This window comes from Streptomyces sp. WM6386, from assembly GCF_000972385.1.
In the GTDB taxonomy this organism is placed as follows: Bacteria; Actinomycetota; Actinomycetes; order Streptomycetales; family Streptomycetaceae; genus Streptomyces.
The window spans coordinates 1-24555 of the sequence record NZ_JXTE01000069.1 but is presented as its reverse complement, the minus strand read 5'-3'; the positions used below and the strand labels follow the sequence as shown (position 1 = coordinate 24555).

General features: G+C 68.4%; 30 protein-coding genes. 9 read left to right on the top strand and 21 right to left on the bottom strand.

Annotation, left to right across the window (positions count from 1 at the left end; all coding sequences use genetic code 11):
• The first annotated feature begins 69 nt into the window (after positions 1–69).
• Positions 70–1266, top strand: coding sequence for a winged helix DNA-binding domain-containing protein (locus TN53_RS32520; protein WP_046262345.1), 1197 nt, complete (start codon positions 70–72; stop codon positions 1264–1266).
• On the opposite strand, the gene TN53_RS32515 is transcribed toward TN53_RS32520, so the two are convergent.
• From TN53_RS32515 to TN53_RS47975, 3 genes are all read right to left on the bottom strand, one after another.
• Positions 1257–2069, bottom strand: a complete 813-nt coding sequence (locus tag TN53_RS32515; RefSeq protein WP_046262344.1) for a class I SAM-dependent methyltransferase — start codon at positions 2067–2069, stop codon at positions 1257–1259. The two genes, TN53_RS32520 and TN53_RS32515, sit on opposite strands and share 10 nt — an antisense overlap.
• An 86-nt stretch (positions 2070–2155) precedes the next feature.
• Positions 2156–3028: an LLM class flavin-dependent oxidoreductase gene (locus TN53_RS32510; protein WP_046262343.1), complete on the bottom strand. Its 873-nt coding sequence runs from the start codon at positions 3026–3028 to the stop codon at positions 2156–2158.
• Positions 3029–3069: 41 nt separating this feature from the next.
• Complete coding sequence (locus tag TN53_RS47975; protein WP_046262342.1) at positions 3070–3303, bottom strand: hypothetical protein; 234 nt, start codon at positions 3301–3303, stop codon at positions 3070–3072.
• A gap of 255 nt (positions 3304–3558) precedes the next feature.
• On the opposite strand from TN53_RS47975, the gene TN53_RS32500 reads away from it, so the two are divergent.
• The 5 genes from TN53_RS32500 (at position 3559) to TN53_RS32480 (ending at position 6932) form a co-directional block, all read left to right on the top strand.
• Positions 3559–3873 (top strand): hypothetical protein, encoded by a 315-nt coding sequence (locus TN53_RS32500; protein WP_046262341.1) that lies wholly within the window; start codon positions 3559–3561, stop codon positions 3871–3873.
• Positions 3874–3876: 3 nt separating this feature from the next.
• Entirely contained in the window at positions 3877–5169 is a 1293-nt protein-coding gene (locus TN53_RS32495; protein ID WP_052745348.1) for a putative T7SS-secreted protein, read from the top strand.
• Between the two features lie 79 nt (positions 5170–5248).
• On the top strand, positions 5249–5626 hold the full coding sequence (locus tag TN53_RS32490; RefSeq protein ID WP_046262340.1) for a hypothetical protein: 378 nt from the start codon (positions 5249–5251) through the stop codon (positions 5624–5626).
• A 2-nt stretch (positions 5627–5628) separates the two neighbouring features.
• Positions 5629–6282 carry a hypothetical protein gene (locus tag TN53_RS32485; protein ID WP_046262339.1) on the top strand — a complete coding sequence of 218 codons (654 nt, stop codon included), beginning with the start codon at positions 5629–5631 and terminating at the stop codon, positions 6280–6282.
• Positions 6279–6932, top strand: a complete 654-nt coding sequence (locus TN53_RS32480) for a hypothetical protein (protein WP_052745347.1) — start codon at positions 6279–6281, stop codon at positions 6930–6932. The genes TN53_RS32485 and TN53_RS32480 overlap by 4 nt, the downstream gene beginning before the upstream one ends.
• A gap of 131 nt (positions 6933–7063) precedes the next feature.
• Here TN53_RS32480 and TN53_RS32475 read toward each other — a convergent pair whose 3' ends face one another.
• Positions 7064–8092, bottom strand: a complete 1029-nt coding sequence (locus tag TN53_RS32475) for a hypothetical protein (RefSeq protein ID WP_420719147.1) — start codon at positions 8090–8092, stop codon at positions 7064–7066.
• Positions 8080–8739, bottom strand: coding sequence for a hypothetical protein (locus TN53_RS32470; protein WP_095046856.1), 660 nt, complete (start codon positions 8737–8739; stop codon positions 8080–8082). Before TN53_RS32470 ends, TN53_RS32475 begins: the two co-directional genes overlap by 13 nt.
• Positions 8740–9037: 298 nt before the next feature.
• On the opposite strand from TN53_RS32470, the gene TN53_RS32465 reads away from it, so the two are divergent.
• Positions 9038–9403, top strand: a complete 366-nt coding sequence (locus TN53_RS32465) for a DUF192 domain-containing protein (RefSeq protein ID WP_046262363.1) — start codon at positions 9038–9040, stop codon at positions 9401–9403.
• Positions 9404–9497: 94 nt separating this feature from the next.
• Here the strand turns inward: TN53_RS32465 and TN53_RS32460 are convergent, their stop codons facing one another.
• The gene (locus tag TN53_RS32460) at positions 9498–10190 is read right to left on the bottom strand and encodes a class I SAM-dependent methyltransferase (protein ID WP_046262338.1); all 693 of its coding nucleotides are present in this window, start codon (positions 10188–10190) and stop codon (positions 9498–9500) included.
• Positions 10191–10364: 174 nt separating this feature from the next.
• Between TN53_RS32460 and TN53_RS32455 the strand changes: the two genes are divergently transcribed.
• Positions 10365–10838, top strand: a complete 474-nt coding sequence (locus TN53_RS32455; RefSeq protein WP_046262337.1) for a carboxymuconolactone decarboxylase family protein — start codon at positions 10365–10367, stop codon at positions 10836–10838.
• A gap of 61 nt (positions 10839–10899) precedes the next feature.
• Here the strand turns inward: TN53_RS32455 and TN53_RS32450 are convergent, their stop codons facing one another.
• The 14 genes from TN53_RS32450 to TN53_RS32385 all read right to left on the bottom strand — a co-directional run bounded on the left by TN53_RS32450 (position 10900) and on the right by TN53_RS32385 (position 22235).
• Complete coding sequence (locus tag TN53_RS32450; protein WP_046262336.1) at positions 10900–11532, bottom strand: OmpA family protein; 633 nt, start codon at positions 11530–11532, stop codon at positions 10900–10902.
• Between the two features lie 7 nt (positions 11533–11539).
• The gene (locus TN53_RS32445; RefSeq protein ID WP_046262335.1) at positions 11540–12118 is read right to left on the bottom strand and encodes a hypothetical protein; all 579 of its coding nucleotides are present in this window, start codon (positions 12116–12118) and stop codon (positions 11540–11542) included.
• Positions 12119–12152: 34 nt separating this feature from the next.
• Positions 12153–12755, bottom strand: a complete 603-nt coding sequence (locus TN53_RS32440; RefSeq protein WP_046262334.1) for a pilus assembly protein TadG-related protein — start codon at positions 12753–12755, stop codon at positions 12153–12155.
• The gene (locus TN53_RS47970) at positions 12752–12904 is read right to left on the bottom strand and encodes a membrane protein (protein WP_046262333.1); all 153 of its coding nucleotides are present in this window, start codon (positions 12902–12904) and stop codon (positions 12752–12754) included. Before TN53_RS47970 ends, TN53_RS32440 begins: the two co-directional genes overlap by 4 nt.
• A gap of 119 nt (positions 12905–13023) precedes the next feature.
• Positions 13024–13830, bottom strand: coding sequence for a response regulator (locus tag TN53_RS32430; RefSeq protein ID WP_046262332.1), 807 nt, complete (start codon positions 13828–13830; stop codon positions 13024–13026).
• Positions 13831–13901: 71 nt separating this feature from the next.
• Positions 13902–15371 carry a histidine kinase gene (locus tag TN53_RS32425; RefSeq protein ID WP_234441753.1) on the bottom strand — a complete coding sequence of 490 codons (1470 nt, stop codon included), beginning with the start codon at positions 15369–15371 and terminating at the stop codon, positions 13902–13904.
• A 16-nt stretch (positions 15372–15387) separates the two neighbouring features.
• Complete coding sequence (locus TN53_RS32420) at positions 15388–16275, bottom strand: DUF5936 domain-containing protein (RefSeq protein WP_046262331.1); 888 nt, start codon at positions 16273–16275, stop codon at positions 15388–15390.
• Positions 16276–16289: 14 nt separating this feature from the next.
• Complete coding sequence (locus TN53_RS32415; protein WP_046262330.1) at positions 16290–17234, bottom strand: type II secretion system F family protein; 945 nt, start codon at positions 17232–17234, stop codon at positions 16290–16292.
• A gap of 10 nt (positions 17235–17244) precedes the next feature.
• The gene (locus TN53_RS32410; RefSeq protein WP_046262329.1) at positions 17245–18582 is read right to left on the bottom strand and encodes a CpaF family protein; all 1338 of its coding nucleotides are present in this window, start codon (positions 18580–18582) and stop codon (positions 17245–17247) included.
• Positions 18583–18594: 12 nt separating this feature from the next.
• Entirely contained in the window at positions 18595–18960 is a 366-nt protein-coding gene (locus tag TN53_RS32405) for a TadE/TadG family type IV pilus assembly protein (protein ID WP_046262328.1), read from the bottom strand.
• A gap of 1 nt (position 18961) precedes the next feature.
• Positions 18962–19366 (bottom strand): TadE/TadG family type IV pilus assembly protein, encoded by a 405-nt coding sequence (locus TN53_RS32400; RefSeq protein ID WP_234441752.1) that lies wholly within the window; start codon positions 19364–19366, stop codon positions 18962–18964.
• Positions 19363–20616, bottom strand: a complete 1254-nt coding sequence (locus TN53_RS32395) for an AAA family ATPase (protein WP_046262326.1) — start codon at positions 20614–20616, stop codon at positions 19363–19365. The genes TN53_RS32400 and TN53_RS32395 overlap by 4 nt, the downstream gene beginning before the upstream one ends.
• Before the next feature lie 7 nt (positions 20617–20623).
• Positions 20624–21343, bottom strand: coding sequence for a Flp pilus assembly protein CpaB (gene cpaB / locus TN53_RS32390; protein ID WP_046262325.1), 720 nt, complete (start codon positions 21341–21343; stop codon positions 20624–20626).
• Between the two features lie 40 nt (positions 21344–21383).
• Positions 21384–22235: a hypothetical protein gene (locus TN53_RS32385; protein WP_199924686.1), complete on the bottom strand. Its 852-nt coding sequence runs from the start codon at positions 22233–22235 to the stop codon at positions 21384–21386.
• A gap of 270 nt (positions 22236–22505) precedes the next feature.
• On the opposite strand from TN53_RS32385, the gene TN53_RS32380 reads away from it, so the two are divergent.
• Entirely contained in the window at positions 22506–24194 is a 1689-nt protein-coding gene (locus TN53_RS32380; protein WP_046262323.1) for a chitinase, read from the top strand.
• Positions 24195–24245: 51 nt separating this feature from the next.
• Here the strand turns inward: TN53_RS32380 and TN53_RS32375 are convergent.
• Positions 24246–24555 (bottom strand): hypothetical protein (locus tag TN53_RS32375; protein WP_046262322.1); only part of this gene is annotated, 310 nt, incomplete at its 5' end.

The following is a 24555-nucleotide window of genomic DNA, read 5'->3' as shown; positions in this document are numbered from 1 at the left end:
ATGACTTCCGCTCTTCGGGCGTCCCCATAGAGGACAGCGGCTGACCTCGATCCGGCCTAGCGTCGCATCATGACGGTGAGGATCACATGGACCGAGGCAAGCGCACGCCGAATCGAACGGCAGTTCTTGGCCACTTCCGCGGAGCCGGGCGTCCCGGTCGCCGAGGTGGTCGCCACGATGCTCGGGGCGCATGCGCAGGTGCTGTCCGCTGCCGAGTTGTCGGTCGGGGTGCGGACCGAGGGGAGGACACGGGCGGACGTGCGCGCGGCGCTCTGGGAGGACCGGTCGCTGGTGAAGACGCACGGCCCGCGCGGGACCGTCCATCTGCTTCCCACGGCCGAACTCCCGCTGTGGTGCGCCGCGTTGCCGGCCGTCCCGGCCGGGTCGGTCTTCGCATCGGACGTACGGGTCACCGAGGAGCAGGCCGGGCAGATCGTGGCGGCGATCGGGGACGCCCTGGACGGGGTGTGCCTGACCGTGGACGAGCTGAGTGAGGAGGTCGTGGCGCGCACCGGCGCCTGGGCCGGTGACCTGGTGATGCCCGCCTTCCAGACCCTGTGGCCGCGCTGGCGTCAGGTGCTGCACCGGGCGGGCTGGGCCGGCGCGCTGTGCTTCGGCCCCAACCGGGGCCGCAAGGTGACGTACACCCGCCCGCCGCACTTCGACCCGCTGCCGGCGGACGACGCCGTGCGGACTCTCGTACGAAGCTATCTGCACGCCTACGGGCCCGCGACCCCGGCGTGGTTCGCCAAGTGGCTGGCGGCGCCCGGAGGTTGGTCGAGCGCCCTGTTCGGGCGGATGACGGAGGCCGGGGAGATCGAGGAGGTCGACTTCGAGGGGACGGCGGCCTGGGTGGTGGCGGGCGATACGGAGGTCCCCGGGGACGGGGACGGAGGCCGGGATCCGGATCGGGGCCGGGATAGGGATCGGGATCGGATGCGCGGTGTGCGACTGCTGCCGTACTTCGACGCCTACGGCATCGCCGCCCAGCCCCGTGAGCTGCTGTTCCCCGGTGCCGCGTACCAGCGGGCGCTGGCGGGCGGCCAGGCCGGCAACTTTCCGCTGCTGCTGGTCGACGGTGTGGTGGCCGGGGTCTGGCATCAGCGGCGCCGGGGCCGTCGTACGACCGTCACGGTGGAGCCGCTGCGGCGGCTCACGGCGCGGCAGGAGCGGGAGTTGGGGGAGCGGGTGGAGCAGGTGGGTGAAGTGCTGGAGGCGGAGGCCGAGTTGGTGGTCGGGGAGGTGACGGTCGGGCCTCACGCGTGAGGCGTGGGTCTCGGTTTCCGGACGTCGAAGAGATGGCGGGTGCTGTGGGCGACGAAGGGACCTTCGGTCTCGATCCGGTCGTGCAGGGCGCGGAGTTGGGGCTGGTACGTCTCGACGGTGAAGCCCGGCACCATCCACACCACCTTGCGCAGAAAGTGGACGACGGCCCCGATGTCGTGGAACTCGATCCGCAGCCGCTCCGCACGCAGATCGACGACCTCGAGCCCGGCGGCCTCGGCATCGGCGCGTTCGCGCTCGGGGTGGCGTGCCGCGCTCTGTTCGGCGGGGAGCGGGCCGAGGAAGTGCTCGACGAGCTCGAAGACGCTGCGCGGGCCCACGTGCTGGGCGAAATAGGTGCCGCCCGGCTGGAGCACGCGCGCGATCTCCGGCCAGTTGGGGGCGACGGGATGGCGGCTGGTAACGAGGTCGAAGGCCGCGTCCGCGAAGGGCAGCGGAGCATCCTCGGGCGAGGCGACGACGGCGACGCCGTGGGGGCGGAGCAGCGCGGTGGCCTTGGCCAGGTTGGGCGGCCAGCCCTCGGTGGCGACGACGAGGCGGGGCGCCTTCGCGCCCTCCGCCGCCTTGCCGAGAGCGAAGTCCAGGACCTCCCCTCCCCCGGTCTGGATGTCCAGCGCGGCGGTGGCCCGGGAGAGCCGCTCGGCCTTGGCCACGGCGTACCCCCACGAGGGCCGCGCCTCGCAGGCCCGCCCCTCGAACCAGGAGAAGTCCCAGCCTTCGGTGGGCACGGAGGCGCCTTCGGCGACGAGGGCTTCGTAGCTGCGGTGGGGGTGGTCGGTCGGCATGGGGCGATCGTCGCAGGGCAGGACCGGGGGACGCCGCCGATTTTCCCGGGCGGACCGCCGGAAGGCCCCCGCTCGTGCCCGGACTGTCAGGACACCAACGGCCGGACTTCCTCGGCAACGAACCGTACGAAGCCCTCCGGGTCGGGCTCGTCTCCCGTCGGTTGCAGGATCACCGTGTCCGCCCCGGCCTCCGCGAGCCGCTGTACGGCCTTGGCTACGGCACCCGCGTCTCCGGCGATCCCGAGGTCCGGCACGTCGGCGAGTCCCTCATCGGCCAGCTCGGCCCGGAGACGGGCGGTGGCGTCGACTCCGGTGGCGGTGAGGAGGTAGACGACGACCTGGTGCGGATCGGTACGGCCGGCCGACTCCCGCCCCTCGTCGACGAGTCGCCGAGCCCGGCGTACGCCGTCGGTCGAGGTGCCCGCGGTGAGGATGGTCCCGTCGGCGGCCTCTCCCGCCAGTCGCAGCGAACGGGGCCCGGTCGCCCCCGCGAACACGGGCACCGCCTCGGCCGGCGGCCAGTCGAGCGCGACGTCGTCGAGACGGATGTACCGCCCCTCGACGCTTACCCTCTTCCCCCGCAGCAGCGCCCGCAGCGCGTCCAGGTACTCCCGCAGCAGCGTCACCGGCGACTCGACCCGCGCCCCGACCTGCCCCATCCAGTCCTGGACCCCATGCCCGACCCCGACGATCGCCCGGCCCGGGAACATCCGGTGCAGCGAGGCGACCTCCATCGCGGTGATGGCGACGTTCCGCAACGGCACAGGCAACAGCCCGACCCCGACCCGCACCCGCTCGCTCCACGCCAGCGCGGCAGCGGCCGTCGAGATACCTCCCTCTCGGAAGCAGTCCTCCCAGAGCCAGAGCTGTTCGAGACCGGAGGCGTCGGCGAGGCGGGCGATGTCGTGGAGTCGCTCGGGGGGTAGTTGGGGACGGAAGACGGCGCCGAGTTGGGTCATGGGGGCCTTACTACCCAAGGGGGCAGAAGCGGACAACCTGTTTACGGAGGCAACGGAGGCACATGGATCAGGGGGCTGTGGCTGCTGCCGTACTTCGAGGAGGTGGCGGGCACTGCGGCGGCGTCGGGGCCATCCGACTCGACCCGCTCGTGCGGGAACCGCAGTTGGCTCCCCGTAGCCCTCGACGGTGACGTCGGGGGCATCCACTTGACGAGCTCGAAGACGCCCCGGGAACCGCCGTGTTGGGCGAAGTGCGTTCCGCCGAGCTGCAGCACGCAGGCGATCTCCCCCAGTTTGGCGCTTCTCGCCCCCGCCCGAGGGCCAGGTCGAGCACCCGCAGCGCAGGTCGGCGAGCCGGCCGGCCCCGCAGACGCGGTTGCGCCGGCCCGGCACAGATGGGAGAAGATGCAGCAGCAAACATGTCCGACTCACGATCATCGATCGGGAGCGGGGAGGCGTGTGCGGTGACTGTGCCGGTGGGTTGAGCCCAACGGGAGTGTGCTGACCACGTAAGTGCAAACGGAGAGGCCATGGGGGAGCACGAGCGCCTGGTAGTCGACTACACACTCCTGGCGTCTTCGAGGACGAATCTGAGGGACATCAAGAAAGCCCTCAACGGCATCGACAAACACCGCTCCGAGATCCATGACATCTGGGGCCATAGCAGCATCGCCGGAAAGATGGATGATTTCGTCAGCAACTGGGACAACTACCGGCGTGAACTCCTCGAGAACGTCGACGACTTGGGCAAGCAAGTAGAGACCTCGCTCAAGAGCTTCGAGAAGCTGGATCTCGATCTCAAGAACGCGAGCGAGAAGAAGCACGGCAAAAACGGGGGAAATTGACCGATGGGTACGGGCAAGGGCAGTCGCCGACCGGTCGACTGGCATCCGCTGGCGGAGAAGGACCCGATCCCCGGCGATCCGGAGGACATCCGCGACGAGGTCGGCAGGATGAAGGACCTCGCCTCAACCCTCCGCGACCAGGCTCGCATTCTGCGCAAGGCCGCCGACGGCGAAGCGCTGAAGGGCAAGTACGCCGACAAGATCCGTGACAAGTCCGGCGACCTCGAGAAGCACTTCCGCGAGACGGCGGGCCGCTACGAACGCGTAGTCGGCGACCTCGGCAAATGGGCCAACGAGCTGGAGGGCTTCCAGGAACGGGCCGACGGCGTCCTCCGAGCCGCGAAGCAGGCCGACGAGGAACACGCTGCCGAGGTGAAGAAGAAGGAAGCCGAGGATGAGAAGGGCGGCGCAAAGAACGCGTCGGAGTCATCCGACCCCGACACCCATCTGGCGCCTCACCACAAGCAGCTCAACCAGATCGTCTCCGAGCGCGACTCCCGCGCCCAGCACTACGCCGACAACATCGGCGATGACATCTCGGACATCATCAAGGACAGCACCTGGGAGAACTTCAAGGACTGGGGGCACGACCACGCGGATACCATCAAATCCGTCATCGAAGTCCTGAGTTGGGCCGCGACCGCCATCGGGATCATCGCCCTCCTCTTCACTCCGGTCGGATGGCTGGCGACCCTCATCACTGTGACTGCCATCAGCCTCACAGCGCTCGTCGGCGTCGGGCACACGCTGCTGGCCCTCTCCGGTGACGGGAGCTGGGCGGACGTCGCCATGGATGTCTTCGCGCTGGCGACGCTGGGATTCGGCAGTGTCGCAATGAAGGGCGTGAAGTCCGCGGTGACAGCGCTCAAGGCCGCCAGCAGGGCGGAGCGGTTCCAGCGGTACGCGAATCTGCGCAAGCTGCTCAACAGGAATATCGCGCGATACGGTGCCAGCTCGGTCCGCGGCTCGAAAGCATCGCGTGCGCTGCAATCCCTGCGCCAGATCGGGGCGCGAGAAACACGTCCTGTGGCGACCCGGGTGGAGCGGCTGCTGGGGGGCGATGGGGAGGTCGTCAGCGCGAGTAAGTTCGCCAAGGCTATGCGGGCCGAGTTCGGCGGGAATCCCGCCGTGCGGGAGGCGACCGACGCGTTGACCAAGAGCGTAAACAGGTTCCGGGCGAACTACATTGCTGCCACGGGAGTGGATCTCGGAGACAAGGCCATGGGGATACTCGTCGGGGATCCGTATGACGATGCCAAGGATGTCCTGACACGTGAGGTAGGGAGCCGCTGGTGAACGACCCTGCGAGAAATCCGGCGGCAGTACCGAACATGGCGAAATTCGAAAGCGAAAGGACTAGGGGATGGTAGCTCCAATGACGGTGAACAATCCGGAAGAGCGTAAGGCCATAAGGGTCCTTTTTGTGTGCACCATCGTGCCGGTTCTCTGCATGGCTTTCCAGGATCTCGGCAGCAAGTACGGCGGCATGGACTGGCTCACCAAAGGCTACGCAGCCTGGCCGATCATGATTGCACCTGTGGCGATGCTAGTCGTACTGATCAGGTATCGAGAACTGATCAGCAACCCGAAGGGCGCCAACTTTTCCCAGGTTATTAAGTTGGTTTCCTGCCTGTTCCTGATCCCAAACGTAGCGGTGATCATCGGGTACAGCTGGCTCGCCATTATTTCGGTGCTCGCTACCCTGGCGATCCTGGTAACCGACCGGCAGCTAAAGAAGCAGGCAGCCTCGTGAGTGTGTCCGATCTCGACGAGCAACAATCTGCGCTTGAGCGGACAGCTCCCGGCGGCTATGAGCTCGTCCTGCCCCCCGGCTGGGTCCGCATCCCCCTGCGCGAGGGCATGAAGGAAGCGCTCGAGAAGATCCTCTTCTCGCACATGGAGCAAGTCCCGGAGGGCATCCCCCGGGACGACGCGATGCGCTTCCGGTTGGAGATGCGTCGCCAGTTGGAAAAGCAAGCCCGTGCGGCCAGAAGGAACGGCGGCCTCGACCTCTACCTTCCGGTCCTCCCGCGCGGGGGCATCTTCCTCATGGCTTCGTTCATCGTTGCCGAGCTGCCGATCGGCCGAGACCATACGATTCCTCCGCAGGCGGTACTCGCACAGCTGGCCGCCGAGGAGGTACCCGGCGGAACGGCGACAACGGTCGACGTGGCAGGGGCACCCGCACTCCGCCGCGTCTATCCCTCCACGTCTGCCGAACAGGAACAGCAGGACGCTCCGCCGACGCGGCGCGTCGACTATGTGGTCCCCGTGGCGGACGATCCCGGTCGCTGGATCAGCATCAACTTCTCCACACCGGGTGACGGCGACATCGACAGTGAATTCACCGACGTGCTGGTCGAGTTGTTCGACGCAGTGGTCGGCACGTTCCGATGGAGTTATGAGTGAGCTGGCTCAACGTCAAGCACGCCATGGATCTGTCCCCTTGGATCCGCATCCCGCTCATGTGGCCGGAGCCGGCTCTTGAGGCCGTCGAGGAGGCTCAGTCACCTGAGGCGTGGGCACGCTACTTCGCCGAGGGTCTCTGGGAGGATTTCGCGTCGGAGAAGCCAGAACCGGGCGAAGTCGATCTGCTGACCAACATCCTGTTGATGTACGCCATCAGGGCCCCCGCAGCCTTTCCCGACTTCGAGGTCTTCCTTCATCTCCCGCACCCACGGGAGATCCCGCTTCCTGCGTATGTCGACCTGGTGGAGATCGAGGAGGGCGAGGACCGGGAAACGGCACTGCGTGAACTGACCCACGCCGATGCGAGCTACACCGTGGAGCCCCCCATCGTCGAGGACTTCGACTCCCCGCATCTGGGAGCCGGCTTGCGGGTGCTGCGCTACTACCAGGACGAGGACAGCAACGAGGTGCACGTCGGCCTCCGTTACGCCTGGCGCTACGAGAAGGGCACGGAAGCCGCGGAGGTCCTGATCATCCTGGCCGATCCCGACGCCGGCCGGATCCTCCGGGCTCTCGACGACGTCGACGAGTTCGCCCGTACTGTCCGGATCAGCCCGGATGAGGAAGTGGACACCTGGACATCCTCATGATCCCGGTCATCGATCCGTGGTGAAGGGCGGGAACGGCGGCGATGCCGACCCGCCCAGGCACCCGCACCCGCACCCGCACGACGATCCGGGCTCCGCGCGGCGCCCGGGTCCTCCGCTGCGGTCACGACCACTCAGCGGTTGATGGCCTGGATCTCCTGTACGACGACGTCCTGCGTGGCGCCGAAGCTGCCGTCGGGCAGGTCGTCGCCCGCGCCACTGGTGCTGGTCCACTCGATCTTCCAGGTCACCGTTGCCCTGAGGGGGTAGGTGCCGTCGCCGGAGGATCGCAGGTATTTCACGCCACAGGGTGGTGTCTGGTCGGCCTTGCCCTTGGCGTAGGGCTCGCCGATACGGCCGTTGTTGATCTCGCAGACGCCGGAGGCCGGGTAGGTCACGGCGTCCGAGGTGCCAGGCTCGATCTTGAGGGAGACCGGTTCCGCGGTCGCGGTCGCGTCGATGCCGATGACGGGCACAGAGGCGGTGACGGAGACCGGCTTGAAGTTGGCGCCGTCGAGCCAGGACCAGGTCGGGAGGTTGACCTTGGTCGCGTTCGCGGGGGCGAGGGTCACCTTGGTGCCGGGGACGCGGATCTCGTTGTAGGCGAGTTCGGCGAGGATCTCCGGGGTGACGGCGTTCTCCATGTCGGCCGGCGGGGCGTCGCCCGTGTCCACCCAGAAGGGGCCGTCCTCACAGGCGTCCCAGCCCGGGGGGTAGCTCTTGTCGACGTACGAGTCCCACCAGTAGCCCTTGCCCGTCTTGTCCTTGTTGAAGGCCTTCTCTTCGTCGTTGGCGTTGTACTTCTTCCGCTGCTCGGCATCCCATTCGGCGCCCGTCGATCCGGCCTCCCAGATCGGCTCCATGTACTTCTGGAGCTGCTCCGGGGTGTACTTCGGGGCGTACCAGCAGGCGGGGGGCGTCCAGGAGGTGGTCGACGCCAGCGCGCCCGTCGAGCCGCCGCTGCCGTTCTTCGAGCGGTCGAAGACGACGCCGCCGACGGTGACGGAGAGGTTCCCCTCGTTGTCGACCTTGGCGGGGTCACTCGGCGCCTGAGCGCCACTGCCGATCGTGTTGTCCGCAAAGGCGGTGGCGCCGTTGAGCAGTATCGCGCCGATGACGACTGGCGCGATCAGGGCGCGCGATGTGGCGCTCAGGGCTGGCACTTGTCGCTTCCCCTCTGGGACTCGATCTTCTCGACGGCCCACACACCCTTGGCGTTCTTGTGCAGTTCGGTGATGTAGAGCACGTAGCTGTTCTTCGTGGCGGGCGTCTTGTTGACCTTCTTGCCCTCCAGGTACATGTCATACGCCTTGCTCTGGTCCTCGCAGTACACCAGCGAGGCGCTGTCCTTCCCGCTCACATTGGCGGCCGCGTCGTAGTAGCGGTAGGCGCCTGTGACCCGAGCCTCGGCCTTGACGTATGCCTGGATGAACTCCTGGGTGCTGGCGGCAGCCTCGCCCTCGTAGTAGTAGAGGTACGCCTTGTCGAGCGGGTCCTGGTTGACGATCCCGAGATCCACTGCCTTGATGGACTGCTCGCTGTCGGTCAGGACCGCGTCCTTGTCCTTGTCGCCCGTCTCGGGCCAGTCGAAGGTGTAGGTCAGATCCGACGGCAGATCGATCTTCGGCCGGTCGGCCGCCGTCGAGGCGGACGCGCTCGGCGATGCCGACGTCTTGCTCCCCGTATCGGCTCCCGCGATCTTGTCGTTGTCCTTGTCCTTGGAGCTGTCGTCGCTTCCGCACGCGGACAGCGTCAGGGCCGCGGTGGCGGTCAGGGCTAGCGCTGCGAGCAGCGTGGGGCGGCGGTTCACGGTCGGCTCCTGGTGAGGCGAGGCTTCTCTTGAGCGAAGCAACGCTATCCAGGGGGCAGCGGTGACACCAGGGTTGCGGTTGTCGAGGGGCGGGGTAAATGCGGCCAAATCGGCCTTGCGTGACCCCACTTGAGGCGTAACGGTTGGATAACGCGTGGTGAGCGGGTGGTTCCAGTTATGAACTCGCAAAGCTGACGGGTGGTCGGCACGGTGTCGTCCTGTTGTCCGGCGGCGATACGTTCGGTTCGCGGGAGTGGCGGACGGGCAGGTTGTGGTGGGCGAAGGGGGCGGTTCGGGTATGGGGCGGTTGCGGGACGGGCGGGGGACGTTGGTCGTCCACGGGGAGCCTGCCGGTGTTTCCGTTCCGTTGGAGATCGCCGCGTCCTATCGCGCCCGTACCAAGGGGTTGCTGGGGCGGGATTCCGTGGACGGGGCGATCCTGCTGTCGCCTGCCAGCGGTGTGCACACGTTCCGTATGCGCATCCCCATCGACGTCGCCTACCTCGATCGCCACCTCGTCGTCACCGCCGTACGCACCATGAGGCCCGGCCGACTGGGGATGCCCCGGCTCCGTTCGCACCATGTCCTGGAGGCGGAGGCAGGGGCCATGGCCGGATGGGGCCTGCGGCCCGGGGTACGGATAACGGTGACCCCCGACGGGTGACAGACGCCGGGGCCGCCGGGGCCGCCGGGGCCGCCGGGGCCGCCGGCCCGAGGTGCTCCGGTGATTGGCAGATCTGTTTCACCAGCGGCTGCGCTCACCTGGGGTTTTCTGGATGCGCCCCTGGACGGATCTGCCAATCAACGGGTTCGGGTGTCTGCGGGCGGTGGGCGTAGCAGAAGAAGTGGTGCTCCGGGGTTGGGTGGGAGCCTGATGGGCGGAATGTGGAGGTTTCCGTGAAGAGGATCTCCAGGCCCTGGGCCCGTAGGCGGCGCTTGTACTCCTCTGCCGTCAGGCTGCTGACCGTTACCCGGTGGCCCATCCAGGTCAGCCCTACGTCGCTGTAGTCACCCGGGACCGTGGCCATGACCAGGTGGCCGCCCGGGGCCAGCCAGCCGCACATGCGGTCCAGTGCCGACTCCACCTCCGCGCGGGACATGATGAGGAGCGGGAAGAACGCGCACACCGCGTCGAAGGCGTACGGCGGTGCCTCGTACGTGCGTACGTCGGCCAGCTCGAACCTGGCCTCGGGAACCTGCGCCCGGGCCAGTTCGACCATCGCCGGTGACACGTCGATCCCCGTCACCTCGCAGCCCGCCCGCACCAGCTCCTCGGCCACCGGCCGGCCGGTACCGCTGCCGACGTCGAGGACCCTGGCCCTCTGGGGCAGCCGCACCGTCAGCCATCGCAGCGCCGCCTGCTGCCCTGCCAGTCCCTCGAAGGCCTGCTCATAGCGGGATCCCAGCGCGTCGAACACCGTCGCCGCTTCTTCCGACACTTGATCGTCCACGTGGCACACCTCTCCACGGCGGGCCGCCGGGACCCCTCACCTGCGTCAGATCAACCCGGAGGGAGTACGTCGACACCCAGGAGACGCGCGTCACATTCAGGGGGTGTCACATCTCGGTGGGGTCATTCCGTCTAGGGGGTGTAGGCATCGACACCAACGCCACAGGAGCTCACCATGGAAGCCCGCCTCGACCTCTTCGGAAACCCGCTCGCCGGCAAGATCATCCGGTACGTCAACTCGGCGGGCAAGGCGGTCGCGGACTCGGCCCTGCCGCACTCGACGGCAGAGCTCGTCAAGCTCCGCGCCAGCCAGATCAACGGCTGCGGGTTCTGCACCGACATGCACACCAAGGACGCGGTCGCCGCCGGCGAGACCCACGAACGTCTCCACCTCGTCGCCGCCTGGCGTGAGGCCAAGGTGTTCACCGAGGCCGAGCGGGCCGCGCTGGAACTGGCCGAGGAAGGCACCCGTATCGCCGACGGGGCCGGCGGGGTCAGCGACGAGGTCTGGGCCAACGCCCAGAAGCACTACGACGAGGAGCAGCTGGCCGCGCTGGTCGCCACCATCGCCCTCATCAACCTCTACAACCGCTTCAACGTCATGATCCAGCAGCCCGCCGGCGACTACCAGCCCGGCATGTTCGGCTGACCGAACGACGATCGACCGTTTCACCGGCGCCGGGGAGTTCTCCTCCCCGGCGCCTCGTCGTTCAGCTCTCCGTACGCGGGAAAGAGACCTCGACCCGTCGGTTCTTCTTGCGGCCGGCCTCCGTCGAGTTGTCGGAGATCGGGTACTGCTCGCCGTATCCACGTACCTCGTACGTGACGTTCGCGTCGTTCAGTTCGGCTTCCAGGACGTCCTGTACGGCGTTGGCCCGCTGCTTCGACAGGACGTCGCCGTGGGCGGAGGTGCCCAGGTTGTCCGTGAAGCCGAAGACGCGGATCTTCGTCGCGTTCTGCTTCTTGATCTCGTCCGCGATCGCCGCGATACGGGCCTTCGACTGACCGCTGAGTTTCGCACTGTCCTTGCCGAAGAGGACCTCCGCCTGGAGGGCGAACTTGACGTCGGCGTTGGTGTCTTCACGGCGTTCCTCGCCGGACTGGTCCTCCACGACCTGCTTGATGTCCAGGACCTTGGGTTCGGCGAGGGTGGCGCCCTCGGGGAGCTTGAGGTCCGGGTCGTTGGCGTCCACCTTCACGGGGGCCGCGGCGGTGGCCTCGGTGCCTGGGGGGACGCTGGGCGTTTCGTCGGCCTCGGCTGTCGTCGCGACGAAGAGGTTCGTGGCGAGCATGACCGACGCGGCGGTGAGGGTCAGGGCGAGGCGGGGTGGGGTGAGGGTCATCGGGGCCTCACCCGGAGATGGTGATCGTGGCGGCTGCGAAGGTGGGGAGTTGGAAGGTGACTTCGCCCGCGTCTGTGGGCGGTGCGGGGAACTGCATGAAGACGGGGATGGAATCGCCTGCCTTGATCCGCGGCATGCCCGTCGTGGTCAGCGGGCGCCCGTCTGTATCACGCAGCACGTAGTAGCGCTTTTTGCTCGCGGAGTCCACGAGAGTTGCTCCACCCAACGACGTCCCATGCCTGATGATCTCGGTCTCGTCGCCCGACGTCCGCACGGAGACACGTGCTGCCTCGGCACCGTCGTTCTTCATCTCACCGCTCACGGTGACGAACCCGCCCGAGTCCCTCTGAGCCGAGGTGATTTCGAGGATCAGCCCGTCCTCGCCCTTGAGCTCGGCGAGGGGCTCGTCCGTCCCCTCCTGAGCACTCGGATTGGACCCAGTGTCCTTGGAAGCCGAAGCCGACGCCTCCGGCTTCTTGTCATCGTCGCCTCCACCGCCGCAGCCGGCCACGCCGACGGCCAGTCCAGCCGCAACAGTCAGTGCGACCATCCCCCTGCGGGCCTTCGTAGTGATCCGAATGCTCATGACTCCGCTTCCTTCATCCCTTGTCGTTCGCTTGTCAGTCGGCCAGATGAACGTCGAAGAGGTCCTCGGGTTCCGGAAGGATAGTGAGGTCGTCCGGGTCCAAGTCCCAGTCCACGTTGTCCTTGCAGGTGAGTCGCGGCAGTACGTCGTCCCCAGCTCCCGCGCCAGGGAGCTCGAACGTGCAGAGAGATTCGATCACTGCCCGGGCGGACGCCCTCGCGTACATGCCCTCCGTGCCGGGAACAATGGAGTCTCCCACCGGTTCGTCCGACTGAACATCGACGTCGTAGGCCAGGAGTCCCGTCGGCTGACAGATCTCCACGTGCGCGTCGTTCTGCGCCGCCAGCTCATAGGCCCGCTCGCACGAGGGAGTCAGGCCCGGCACGTTGCCGTCGAAGATGTCCTGCCACTTCGTCGGGTCGAGTACGACCTGCACCCACTTGTCCGCGAGTTGGTCCCGGGTGTCCTGGGCAGCCGCGAGCGCCGCCGCGTCCGCTGCCGTCTGGGCGCCGTTCCGGCTTGCCGCGGCCTGGCCGACCGCAAGGTAGGCGAACGCAAGAAAGAGCAGGCCCGCCACCACCATGATGTAGATGGGGAAGGCCTGCCCTGCGTCGCCGTACGGGGACCGCCTGGTCAACCAATGACCTCGTCGATTTGCTCCACGATGGCGTCGTAGATCTGCTGACCGATATCCGTCCCCGTGATCGCCAGCACGATAGCCACAACCACCGCGATGATCCCCAGGTACTCGACCGCGGTCTGTCCCTCGTCGTTCCAGTTCCGCATGGCGTTGCCCTCCGTTGTCCGTGGTGTGGGCAACGTATGAGGTGGCGCCCGTCTTCGCGGAGGGTCCCAGGGCCCAACTGCGGGCCCAATTCCGCTTCCCCTTCCCCCCAGCCCTCATCTCAGGTCACCCCTAGCCACTTCGCGGCGGCTTCGGCGCGGCTGGTGCTGTGCAGTTTGGCGAAGATGCGGTTGATGTGGTTCTTGACCGTCTTCTCGCTGATGAAGCAGGTGGCGGCGATCTGTTGGTTGTTCATGCCGGATGCGATGAGGTCCATGATCTCCGCCTCCCTTGCGCTCAGTTGGAACCGTGACTTGTCAGACTGTGCCACAACTGGTTGCAGTTGCGAAAGGCGTTTCGCAGAAATCAGTGGGGACTTGGGTTGATGGGGTGCGTAATTGTGTGCAGTCGCACTGACTTCGTTTGTCTGCCGCAGCCTGGCCACCAGCGCATCCGCCGCCGTCGGCGTGAAGTGGGCGCGGCCGTTCTTGATGTTCCTTACGGCGTCGACCAGTTGGTCCGCCGTGAACTCGCCGTGGACCAGGTAGCCGCCGGCGCCCAGGCGCAGGGCTTCGTGGACGATCTCCGACTCTCTGCTGTAGGTGAGCATCACCACCGGGGAGATCTGGACCAGGTGCGGGAGGGCCGAGAGGCCGTCGACACCCGGCATGCGGACGTCCAGGAGGATCACGTCGGGGTGGAGGGCCAGCGCCGCCTCGTAGGCCTGGCGGCCGTCCGCGGCTTCCGCGACGACCGTGATGTCCGCTCGGCCGGAGAGGAGGGCGGTGAGGCCCGCGCGGACCACCGGGTTGTCGTCCGCCACCACGACCCGTAGGGCGGTCGATGGCGCGGGGGGCGGGAAGTCCTCGAACGGGTCGTGGGGCGGTGGCTGCTTCTCGCCGGGGTGGGGAGTCGTCTGATCCGGCATTCTGCGGCCTCCTCTCGTCGTTTCGCGTGGCGTGGGGGACTTTTGCGGCGGCGGCGTCATCGTGCGGGTGGTCAAGCGCTGCCTGGGGCCAGTGTCGTCAGCGGGAGTTCCAGGCGGACCTCCGTGCCCTTGGAGTGGGTGCCGCGGCCGATGCGGATACGGGCGCCGAGCGAAGCGGCGCGTTCGACCATGCCCACCAGGCCGAAGTGGCCTGTGCTGCGTAGTTGTTCGAGGGTGGTGCCCTGGGGCAGGCCTCGGCCGTCGTCGTAGACGGTCATGCAGAGCAGGTCGCCGTGGACTCCCGCGCTCACGTCCACCCGGGTCGGGGCCGCGTGGCGGTGGGCGTTCTCCATCGCTTCCGTGGCAATGGTGAGGAGTTGGCGGGCGACGGCCGGCGGGATGAGGGGCGTCTCCTCCTCGCCGGTGGGGTGGTAGGTGGCCGCGAGGTTCGTGCGGGTGCCGAAGTCCCTTGTACGGGCCGCCAGTTCCCCGAGTACGTCGGTGCTGTCCGCCTCCCGGCGCAGGTCTGCCAGGAGTTCGCGGGATTCGGCGGCTGCCCGGCGTGCCGAGCGGGCCACCAACTCCGCCTGTTCCTTGACCAGCGTGGGGTTCATGCGGTCGGCCGAGCCTGCCAGACCGTCCGCCGCCAGGGCCACGCCGTACAGGGTCTTGGCGACCGAGTCGTGCATCTCCCTTGCCAGGCGGGCCCGTTCCTCGGCGATCGCCTCCGTGACTGCCAGGCGGGCCTGGACCTCGGTCAGGGCCTTGGTGGCGGCGCCGAAGCGGAACATGAGGTTGCGCAGGGCCGAGCCGACCGCTCCGGCGATGACGCAGAGGCCGGGGAGGAGGAGGCGTTCGGCAACGGTGGTGGCCGGGTTCTGTGTCGTCGCGTAGACCAGGAGGAAGATCAGGGACTGAAGGCTCGCGAAGACCGCGGCGCCTCGCCAGCCGTAGACGATGCCGGCCAGGAGGGGGGTGCAGACGCTGACGTAGGCAAGCGTGGTGTCGGGGCCCGCGGAGATGAGGAGCAGGGAGCCGAAGAGGGTGTCCGCGGCCAGGAGGGTGGGGTGGCGGAGGAGGAGGGGGCCGAAGCGTTCCCAGTCCCTGAAGAGGACGTACGAGCCCATGAAGGTGGCGACCACCGCGGCGCCTACCAGGCGGGCGCCCAGGCCTGGGTTGGCGTTGAGGAGGGCGGCGGGGGCGGCCAGGGCGATCATGGCCAGACGGAAGCCGAAGACTTGGCGGGCCAGGGCCTGTAGGGCGTTGACCTGGATGGGGATGGCGGGTGTGTCGGTCTGTGCGGGTGGCTCGGCCCGTACGGATGCCTCGGCCCGTACGGATGGCTCAGCCCGTACGGATGGCTCAGCCCGTACGGATGGCTCAGCCCGTACGGATGGCTCAGCCCGTACGGGCGCCCCCTGCGTGGCGCCTCCACCCTCGACGGCTGTCCGTGGCTGCCTCGGCACACCCGGCAGCGGCTCCTGCTGCGCCTCCGCTCCCCGCCGTCGCCACACCCCCCGGCGTTCCCCGGTCATCGACATTCTCGTCACCCGCCCCCTAGTCGCCCGTGATCGAGCCGAAGTCGGTCCCCGAGCCCAGCAGCAGGCCCGCGCCCAGGAGGATCATCGTGGCCGGGACCATGAACGTGGTGATCATCATCGTGGCCTTGGGGACCGCGCGGGCGGCCTTGCGGCGGGCGTTCTGGGCGTCTGTGCGGCGCATGTCCTTGGCGAGGGCGACCAGGGTGTCGACGATCGGGGCGCCCAGTTCCTCGCCCTGCTGGAGCGCCGTGACGAACATGGCCACCTGTTCGGAGTCGTTGCGGCGGCGCAGTTCCTGGAAGGCCTCGCGGCGGCCCATGCCGAGGTCCATCTGGCGGAGTGTGATGCGGAGTTCGTCCGCCCAGGGCCCCTCGTACTTCGTCGCCACCCGGTCCAGCGCCTGCCTGAAGCCCAGGCCCGCGCTCACCACGACCGCCAGGACGTCGAGGAAGTCCGGCAGGGTCCGCTCGATCACGTCCTTGCGGATCCGGATCGCCGACCAGATGCCGACCTCCGTCCAGAACGCCCCGAAGGCCAACAGGAGAAGTGCCACGAGGAACTGGCCCCGCATCACGAAGACCAGGCCGCCGAAACCGCCCAGGAAGCCGTAGACCGCGCGGCGGGCCGCGTAGCGGTCGATGGTCAGGCCGCCGGGGTTGCCGGCCAGGTCGATCCTGCGGCGGTACTTCGCGACCTGCTTGGGGCCCATCAGGCGCAGGACGGCGGGCGCGTAGCGCATCCCGAGACGGTCGATCAGCGAGTCCACCGCACCGGTGCGCGTCGCGCCGACCTCCAGGGCGAGGATCAGGTCGCCGGGGAGTTTCGCGTCCGCCCGGTACATGCGGATCCCGGCGAAGACGCCCCAGACTCCGAGGCCCATCAGCAGGGCGAGAAGCAGTGCCATCTGTGTACGCCCCCTCAGACGTCGATACGGGACAGTCGGCGGATCAGGACGAACCCCACCGCGTAGAGCGCGAAGGCGATGATCACCGCCGCCTGGCCGGCCGGGGAGCCGGTCATACGGTCCAGGGCGCCGTCCTTCACGCCGTTCATCAGGAAGAGGGAACCCACTCCGAGGACCGGGACGGCATACGACGTCATGTTGACCTGCGCCAGTTGGGTGCGTACCTCCCGACGGGTCTCCTTGCGCTCCTCCAGCGTCTCCGTCAAGTTCCGCAGCGCACCCACCACTTGACCGCCCGCCCGGTTGGAGAGGACCAACGTGGTCACCAGGACCACCAGTTCGCGCGACGGCAGCCGCTCCGCCATCTCCCCCAGCGCGTCGTCCAGGGAGGCGCCCAGCGCCAGCTGGTTGGCCACCTTGCCCAGCTCCTCCCCGGCCGGTGCCTCCAGTTCCTCCGCCGCCATGCCGATCGCCGTGCGCAGGGCGAGGCCCGCCTGGGTGGCGTTGGCCAGGATCCGGGACAGTTCAGGGAGTTGGTTGATGAACTTCTCGATGCGTTTCTGGCGCTGCCAGTTCAGGAACTGCACCGCCACCCAGATGCCCAGCAGACCGGCGAGGGGGCCGAAGAAGGGGGCCAGGGCCGCCTGGCCGATCAGGAACAGGCCGGCCACCGTGGCCATCATGTAGACGAAGAACTCGCCCGGGGTGACGTCCAGGCCCGTCGCCGCCAGCCTCAGCTCCAGTTTCCTGCCCAGCTTGGTGCGGCGCAGCCGGCGGTCCAGGGTCGGGAAGCGGCGCCGGCGGCCGCCCGCCTGTATCTGGCCCGTCGCCGAGAGGCGGTCGACCAGGGCCTGGCGCTGGGCCTTGCCCATGGCGTACGCGTGCAGGCCCGCCACGGCGAGGACGCAGGTCAGAAGGGCGATGCCCGTGGTGAGCTTGATCAGCGAGTCGAGTTCCATCGGGCGGTACCTACCTGGCTTCTCGGGTCGTCAGTTCGAGCGCGGACTGGGCCACGCCGAAAGCCTGGGGGATCGGCTGGCTCGCCATGTAGAGGCGGTCCGCCGTACGGCGTGGGAGCGGGAAGTACTCGAAGACGCCGTGGACACGGCCGTCCGCCGACATGGGTTGAGCGTGGAAGCGGGCCGCCGTGGCCAGGCGGTAGGGCTCGGCGCCGTGGCTGTCGAGGAGGGCGATCTCCGTGATGCGGCGGGCTCCGTCGGGGAACCTGGTCAGCTGGATGATCACGTCGAGCGCGCTGTTGATCTGGTCGTGCAGCGCCTCGAAGGGGACGCCGACCTCGGACATGGACGCCAGGGTCTTCAGACGCATCAGGGCGTCCTCCGTGCTGTTGGCGTGGACCGTGGCCAGTGAGCCGTCGTGGCCGGTCGACATCGCCTGGAGCATGTCCAGGGACTCGCCGCCGCGGACCTCGCCGACGACGATCCGGTCCGGGCGCATACGGAGGGAGTTGCGGACCAGGTCGCGGATGGTGATCTGGCCCTTGCCCTCGACGTTGGGCGGGCGGGACTCCAGGCGGATCACGTGGGACTGCTGGAGCTGGAGTTCCGCGGAGTCCTCGATGGTGATGATGCGTTCGCGCTCCGGGATGAGCCCCGACAGGGCGTTGAGCAGGGTCGTCTTCCCGGTGCCGGTCGCGCCCGACACGATGATGTTGAACTTGGCCTGCACCAGGCCCGCGAGCAGATACAGCATGTGCTCGTCCAGCGAGCCCAGGCCGATCATCTCCTGCAGGGTGAAGGAGCGCGGGAAGCGGCGGATCGTCAGGGTCGCGCCCGTGAGCGACAGGGGCGGGATGATGACGTTCACGCGTTCGCCGGACGGGAGGCGGGCGTCCACCATGGGATTCGACTCGTCCACACGGCGGTTGACCGTCGAGACGATCCGTTCGATCGTCTGCATCAGCTGGTCGTGGGAAGGGAAGCGGAGCGGCAACTGCTCCACCCGGCCGCCGCGTTCGACGAAGATCGCGTCCGGGCCGTTCACCATGATCTCGGTGATGGACGCGTCCTCGAGGAGCGGCTCCAGGATGCCGAGGCCCAGTGCCTCGTCCACGACCCTGCGGATCAGCTGCGAGCGCTCGACCGTCGACAGCACCGGGCCCTCGCGGCTGATGATGTGCCCCAGCACCCGCTCCAGGCGGGCCCTGCGCTCGGCGGCCGCCAGCGAGCTCATCTCCGCGAGGTCGATCTCCTCCAGGAGCTTGGCGCGGTAGGAGGCGACCAGGTGGCCGTCCTCGCCCCGGCTGCCGTTCTCCTCGGGGGTGCTGATGCGTGCCCGCAGACTCATGGGGTACCTCGTTCAGTGGTCGAGCGGCATGGTGGCCGTCTTGTTCGCGTCGCCGAAGTCCCAGCCGGGGACGATGGAGGGGATGTCGACGGTGGCGGTGACGGTGACCTCGTCGCCGCCCTGCTCGGCGGAACAGGCGACGGACAGCCAGTCGCTGACCGCGGTCGTACAGCCGTCCTGGGCGCTGTTCTCCAGCGAGGCCGCCCGCGCCCCCGCCCGGGCCGCCGTGCCGGCCTGCTGGGCGGTGTAGGCGATGAGCCCGATCTGTACGCCCGCCATCGCGACGAGGATCAGGATCGGGATGAACCCGAGGTACTCGATGGCGACCTGGCCGAGGTCAGCACGTCGGCGGTCGCGGACTTTCCCGTCGTACGACATCTCAGTCCGTCTCCTCCTCCACGGCTCCCGCATGACCCTCGACCGTGAACGGGAAGCCGATCGCGCCCGGGAAGAGGACGGGGACCTGGAGTTCGACGTCGGCCGTGACATAGCCGCCGCCGGTACCGCACTCCACCGTGCCGTTCCACGCGTCCGGCAGCTTCTCCAGGCCCGCCGCCTCGCACGCCCCCTGCCGCTCCCCCGGACTCGCCGCCGTTCCCGCCCGTACCGCCTCGTCCGCAGCATTCCCCGCCAGCGTGAACGTGTATCCCACCAGCACGAACTGCCACAGCAGCACCAGCGTGATGATGATCAGCGGGGTCATGCCGAGGAACTCGATGGTGACCTGGCCGGAGTCCCGGCGCGCCAAGACCCCGAGCCGCCCCATGGCCCGGAGCCGCCTCATGGCCCCAGCTCCTTGCGCCGCCGGAAGCCCACCGCCGCGCGGTCGCCCCTCGCCCGCCCGCCCTTGTGCGCTCCCTCGGCCGGTTTGACCAGGCCCACTTCCCCCGCGAGCCGCCACAGCGCCTGCTTCACGACACTCTTGTTGTCGAGCTCGTGGACGCGTCCGGCGTCCACGACGCCTTGCAGTTCCTTGAAGTTGGCGGGGATCGCCACCCCCGCGACGGGGGTGCCGGTGATCTTCCGGACCAGCGAGGGCTGGATCTCGGTCCCGCGTGTGTGCCGGTTGACGACCACCGTGGTCTCCTCGGCCTTGCGGATCTGGAGCCGGTCCCACATGCGGACGGTCCGTTTGGCGCCGCGTACCGCGATCACGTCGGGCGTGGTGACGAGCAGGGCCGTGTCCGCCATCTCGACGGCCGCCGCGCCGGCTCCGCCGATCTGGGCGCCGCAGTCGATGACGACGACCTCGTAGCGCGAGCGCAGGGCGCTGACGATCTGGCGGACTGCCCGGTCGGTGACCTCCTCGCCGCGTTCGCCCTCGCCGGGGGCCAGCAGCAGGGCGACACCCGTGTCGTGGCGGAAGACGGCGTCGGCCAGCACCCGTGGGGAGATGTCGGTGATGGTGGCCAGGTCGGCCACCGAGCGGCGGAACTGGACGTCCAGGAAGGAGGCGATGTCCCCGGTCTGGAGGTCGAGGTCGACCAGGGCCGTGCTGCGGCCGGAGGCCTGGGCGGCGAGGGCGAGTTGGATGGCGGTGAGGGTGGTCCCCACTCCCCCTTTCGCGCCGCTGACCGTGACGACCGTGCCGCCGACTCCGGTGAACACGTCGACGGCGCCGCCCAGATGACGCCGTACGCCCACCGACCACTGGGCGACCGCCTGGACGCGGATGGCCAGTTCCTCGTAGCTCAGCGGCAGCGCCACCAGTCCCCGTGCCCCGTAGTCCATGGCGGCCTGGAAGAGGCCGGGGCTCGCGTCGGAGGTGACGAGGATGACGCCGACCGCGGGGAAGCGCAGGGCGACCTCGCGGATCAGTTCCAACGCCGGGACCGGGCCGATGCGTTCGTGGACGACCACGACCTCGGGCAGTTCGTCGAAGGATTCGGCGGCCAGGCGCGCGAGGGTGTCGACGAGCTGGGTGGAGTCGACGACCGGGGCCACCGGTTCGGCGTCCGGGAGCTGGCTGAGCAGGGTGGTGATGGAGCGGACCGCGTCCGCGTCGCCTACCGCCGGCAGGATCCTCGTGGGCATACGGCTCTCACTTGTCCTTCGCGAGTTCGTACGTGCGGTCCTGCTCGGGGACGGTGCCGGTCTCGCCCGGCGCGACCAGTGCGAGCCGGACGCGCTTGGCGAAGGACTCGGCGTACGTGATGCGCTGGGCGTCGATGGCGGAGAGCGCGAAGGTGATGGGGACGGCCTCGGTGGCCTCGCGGGTGCGGTCGTCGGCGTCGGGCTGGAGCGGGGTGAGGTCGCCCACGTCGAGGACCTTGGCGTTCGTCACGATGATCTTCGACTGATCGGCCTGGGCGGGAGCACCCCCCTCCCGCTCACCCTCGAAGGTGGCGTACACGTTGACCGTGGAGTTCGGCGTGATCTTGCCGGCCACACCGGTCGCCGCGTCGATCATGATGGCGACCTCTTGCTGCCCGGGCTGCAGAGCCGGCTGTGCCACGATCATGTCGCTCTGCAGCAGGGAGCCCTTCTTCAGGGCGGTGACCGCGATCTTGCCGTCGATCTCGCGGAGATTGCGGACCGCGTTGTCGGACAGCCACCGCTCGGGCATCTCGATCTTCTCGAACTGGGCCTCGCTCAGCGGTTTGTAGGGCTCCACGTTCGTCTTGAGCCGGTAGGCGGTGACCTCGGGGCCGACCTTGGACTCGGCGTCGTTGATGACGGACAGGACGCCGGCGAAGGCCGCGAGGGCGCAGACGGCCGACAGGATCAGGAGTATGACGCCGCGGCGCTGACGGGAGTTCATGAACCGGACAACCTCATTGGGGGATATCGGTCGACAGGGCTCACCCGGCGGTGAGTTGGTTCTGCTGGTTCTCGGTGAGCGGTGACGTGGCGGAACAGAACACACAGCGGTCGCCGATCACATCGATGCCGCACCAGTGGCAGGCGCTCTGGCGGACCGAGGTGACCAGTTGGTAGAGGACCGAGAGGTCGGGCAGGAACGAACAGAACTCGATCACTTTCGGGGTGCCCCACCACGCCGCCGACTCGGCGGGGAGCGGCACCTCGCGCAGGCCCTGGACGTTCCAGGACGGGGCGAGGGTGGTGGTCACCCAGTCGGACTGGAACTGCCCCTTGGTGACCAGCAGGGCGGTGGCGAACTCGGGGCCCTTCAGGGCGGCTTCGGGGCCGATGCGGACCAGTTGCGGTTCGGGGTGGGCGATCAAACCGAACTGACTTCCCGGCACCCATGACTTGGCATGCGCCTTGAGGTCCACGGGAACGCGGTCGAGCTTGGTGACGGAGCCGAGGAGTGCCCCGGCGTGGATGTAGTGGGTGAGCAGCCGGCCCGCGGAGGCGAGCACGCCGGGGCTGAGGTCGCAGGAGGCGAGCTGCCTCAACTGGCGGGCCAGGACGGCCAGTCCGAGGGGCGGCAGATCGGGGCGGAACAGGGCGATACGGTCGCTCTCCAGGAGGGACCGTACGGTGTGCAGGCGTCGCTCGACCGCCTTCGGCACCGCCTGGGAGCAGACGACGATCACATGGCCGTGCTGGTCGATGAGCGACTGGAGGCCCAGCAGGGTGCGCTCCAGCGGTTCCTTGTCCAGGCCCTTGAGCACGACGGCGGGCACGGTTCGCTCGTCCTGCGGCGGCAGCGCCATGTCGGCACCGGTCACGGCAATGGCAGTTGGCACGCGCAGCTCCCCGTTCCCATGCCCCGCCGGCCCGACCGGCGTTACTCCGGCACACCCAGTCGACTTCACTGCGTGACTACGTCAGCACTCTAGCCACGCCCATGTGACCGGAGAACAGCGTTTCTTCAGCTGATGGCAACTGTTTTTGCGCAAGGCTCCCCAAATCAGGGCGGATTGCATATGCCGATAGCCCATCGAGAACCCGCGGGCCCCGTAAAGATGGTCTGGACCTATTGACGGACGTGATTGGTCTGGACCAGTCTGCTTGTCATGGCCATACTCAGACGACGCTCTGTTCGCTTCTGGTCGGCAGCGGTTCTCGCAGCCCTCGCCCTCGGTGTGTCCGGCACAGGCCAGGCCTCCGCCGCGGATGTCAACAACGCCAAGAACGCCGGCTTCGAGTCCGGCCTGACGAACTGGACCTGTACGGCGGGCAGCGGGGCGACCGTCTCCTCGCCGGTGCACGGCGGCGCGGCCGCGCTGAAGGCGACGCCGGCCGGGCAGGACAACGCGAAGTGCACGCAGACGGTGGCGGTGAAGCCCGGGTCGACGTACACGCTGAGCGCGTGGGTGCAGGGCGGGTACTCCTACCTCGGTGTGACCGGCACCGGTACGACGGACGTGTCGACATGGACCCCTGACTCCACGTCCTGGAAGCAGCTGTCGACGATCTTCACCACCGGAGCCTCGACGACCTCGGTGACGGTCTACACGCACGGCTGGTACGGGCAGTCGGCGTACTTCGCGGACGACGTCTCGGTGTACGGCCCCGACGGCGGCGGTGGCACCGACCCGGCCCCGACGGTTCCGGGCGCGCCGGGCGGCCTCGCGGTCTCCGGTACGTCCTCGTCGTCGGTGTCCCTGGCCTGGAGCGGGGCCTGGGGGGCCACCGGGTACAACGTCTACCGCGGTGGTACGAAGGTGACGGCGGTGACCGGCACGTCGGCGACGGTGACCGGGCTGGCTGCGTCGACGTCGTACTCCTTCCAGGTCACCGCGACCAACTCGGCGGGTGAGTCCGCGAAGTCGACGACGGTGACGGGGACGACGACGGCCACCCCGACCGGGCCTGCGCTGCCCAAGCACGCCGTCACCGGGTACTGGCAGAACTTCAACAACGGGGCCAAGGTCCAGAAGATCGCCGACGTCCAGTCCCCGTACGACATCATCGCGGTGGCCTTCGCGGACGCCACGACGACTCCGGGCGCGGTGACGTTCAACCTCGACTCGGCGGGGCTCGGCGGTTACACCGTCGACCAGTTCAAGGCGGACATCGCGGCGAAGAAGGCGGCCGGGAAGAAGGTCATCGTCTCGGTCGGCGGTGAGCGGGGGACCGTCGCGGTCAACGACTCCTCCTCGGCGGCGAACTTCGCGAACTCGGTGTACTCGCTGATGCAGACGTACGGCTTCGACGGCGTGGACATCGACCTGGAGAACGGCCTCAACGCGACGTACATGACACAGGCGCTGCGATCGCTGTCCTCGAAGGCGGGCTCGTCGCTGATCATCACGATGGCCCCGCAGACGATCGACATGCAGTCGACGTCGGGTGCCTACTTCCAGACGGCCCTCAACATCAAGGACATCCTCACCGTCGTCAACATGCAGTACTACAACAGCGGTTCCATGCTCGGCTGCGACGGCAAGGTGTACTCGCAGGGCTCGGTGGACTTCCTGACGGCCCTGGCCTGCATCCAGCTGGAGGGCGGCCTCTCCCCGTCCCAGGTGGGCCTCGGCCTCCCGGCCTCCACCAGTGGCGCGGGCAGCGGCTACGTCTCCCCCACCGTGGTCAACAACGCCCTCGACTGCCTGACAAAGGGCACGTCCTGCGGCTCCTTCAAGCCGTCCAAGACCTATCCCGACCTGCGCGGCGCGATGACCTGGTCGACCAACTGGGACGCGTCGGCGGGCAACGCATGGTCGAACACGGTGGGTCCGCACGTGCACGGGCTGCCGTAGCGGAAGGGGTTGTGCATGGGCGGGGGCGAGCAGGCGGCCCCCGCCCACCACTCACCCCATCGGCCTGTAGTACCCCAACACCGCCGCCAGCCCCGCGAACCACTCCCCCAGCCGCTCCCGCGACTTCGCGTCCACCACGCACTCGTAGAACTGGCCGTCGAGGTGGACCACCGCCACCATCAGGGACTTTCCGTTCGGGCTCGCCTTGTAGTGGACGCTGCGGATCTCCGGCCAGTCGAAGTCGGCCTCGACGCCGTTGAGTTCCAGGGTGACCCCGGAGGCGTCGACGGACACCGAGCTGCGGCGGTCGACGGCGAGGAACTCGGGGCCCTCGGGGGTCGGTGGGGGCATCGGCGGGGGT